Origin of the sequence: Dietzia sp. B19 (genome assembly GCF_014145155.1) — a bacterium.
Classification (GTDB): Bacteria; Actinomycetota; Actinomycetes; order Mycobacteriales; family Mycobacteriaceae; genus Dietzia; species Dietzia natronolimnaea.
The window spans coordinates 1-1,698 of the sequence record NZ_JAALED010000162.1 but is presented as its reverse complement, the minus strand read 5'-3'; the positions used below and the strand labels follow the sequence as shown (position 1 = coordinate 1,698).

Genomic DNA, 1,698 nt, shown 5'->3' with positions numbered 1-1,698 from the left:
TTACCCGCTCGGTCCGATTCCGCGGGGCACGGAACGGCATGGCCACGATGTGGGCCAGGCTCACCGCTGCCGATGCCGAACTCCTTCGGCGTCGCATCGACACCGACGCGTCGGCCGCCTCGGCGGACGGGTTGGATCGTCCCATGGACCAGCTCCGCGCCGACGCCCTCGCCGCGCTCGCCGTCTACCCGTCTGATGCGGGCCGGTCCGCGGCCGATACCGCCTCCGCCGCTGCCCGCGCGTCCGAGCACGACGGTATCGAGCACGACGGCATCGAACTCGGCGACGTCAGGGTCGGCGCGGACCTGCCCCGGCCCACACTGGGCAACGCCGCGCGGGCCGGTCAGCCGATCCGCATCAGCGTGATCGCCTCCGCGGCCCGGGGCCTGCCCAACCGTGTCGAGTTCGTCCACGGCGCGTACAGCAGCTTCGAGTGGCTCTGCACGGAACTGCTCGAGGGGGACGACGCGAGCGTGCGGTTCGAGCTCATCGACCCTGCCCCGGGCGTGCTCGACTCCCCGGAACACGCCCTGCGCTACGTGATCACCCCGGCGATGGCCGAGCGCATCCGGTTGCGCGACGGCACCTGCCGGCACCCGGGGTGCTCGGTTCCCGCCAAGGACTGCGACGTGGACCATGTGCTCGCGTTCAACAAGAAGGACCCTGAACTCGGCGGGCCGACCACCGAGTGGAACCTCGTCTGCCTGTGTCGGAAACACCACCGGGAGAAGACATTCGGGACCAACGCCTACCGGTCCGGGCCGTTGGGTGATCTCGTCATCATCACCGACACCGGGCACGAACACCGCACCAGACCCAAGGGCCCCCTGGCCCGTGCTCGTGACGCCATCCGGGAACGCGAGTGGAACGCCTACGCGGATCGCACCATCGCCGACGACGGCACACTCGTCAACCCGCCGGGTCGCCACTGGCCCGGATCCCGCAGACGGCCAGCCTGATCGTCTCAGCAGTCGCCGACGCCCACCCACTCCGAGACGCCGTCGGTGAAGCGCTGCCGCTTCCAGATGGGCACCCCGCGCTTGAGTCGTTCGATGAGCTCCGAGCAGGCGGCAAAGGCCTCGGCCCGGTGCGGCGCCACGGCCACCACCACCACGGCGACCTCACCCACCGGCAGCACCCCCACCCGGTGCACCGCGCCGATGCGGACGGAGCGCCGCGGGTCGAGCGGCCCGCCCTTCTCGAGGTCGGGCGAGGTGTGTTCGGTCGCCACCTCGTCGCAGAGCCGTTCGAGGACGTCCTGCGCCGTGGGGTGGGCCGAGTACTCGATGTCGAGCACGTCGCGACCGTGGTCGTGGTCGCGCACCACCCCGGAGAACGTGACCATGGCGCCGTCGGCGGTGCTCCAGACGGCCTGCTCGACCTCACGGGGGTCGATCGCGGTCTCGGTGATCTGCACGAGTGGACTGCGGACGGTCATGGTCGGTTCCTCCTCGCGGTTCGGTCCCGGGCGGCTGCGGGCGGGGACGGTCAGTGCCCGCCACCGTGGGCGTGGACGGCGAGCAGGTGGTCCAACAACTCGTCGAGTACCGCCAGTCCGTCGCGCACCCCGCCCGAAGAGCCCGGGAGGTTCGCCACCAGGGTACGTCCGGAGAAGCCCGCCAGGCCGCGGCTCATCGCGGCGGTGGGGGTCGAGGCCAGCCCGCGGGCGCGCATCGCCTCGGCGACGCCGGGGAGCTC

General features: G+C 71.7%; 2 protein-coding genes and 1 pseudogene. 1 reads left to right on the top strand and 2 read right to left on the bottom strand.

Translation table 11 applies throughout. The features are described 5' to 3' along the window. On the top strand, positions 1 to 959 hold a 959-nt coding region (locus G6020_RS05770; protein WP_182609960.1), incomplete at its 5' end, for an HNH endonuclease signature motif containing protein. A gap of 5 nt (positions 960 to 964) precedes the next feature. Here G6020_RS05770 and G6020_RS05765 read toward each other — a convergent pair. Beyond that, the gene (locus G6020_RS05765; protein WP_182609959.1) at positions 965 to 1,438 is read right to left on the bottom strand and encodes a molybdenum cofactor biosynthesis protein MoaE; all 474 of its coding nucleotides are present in this window, start codon (positions 1,436 to 1,438) and stop codon (positions 965 to 967) included. A 50-nt stretch (positions 1,439 to 1,488) separates the two neighbouring features. After that, positions 1,489 to 1,698 (bottom strand): annotated as a pseudogene (locus tag G6020_RS05760) (bifunctional molybdenum cofactor biosynthesis protein MoaC/MoaB); the annotation flags it as partial.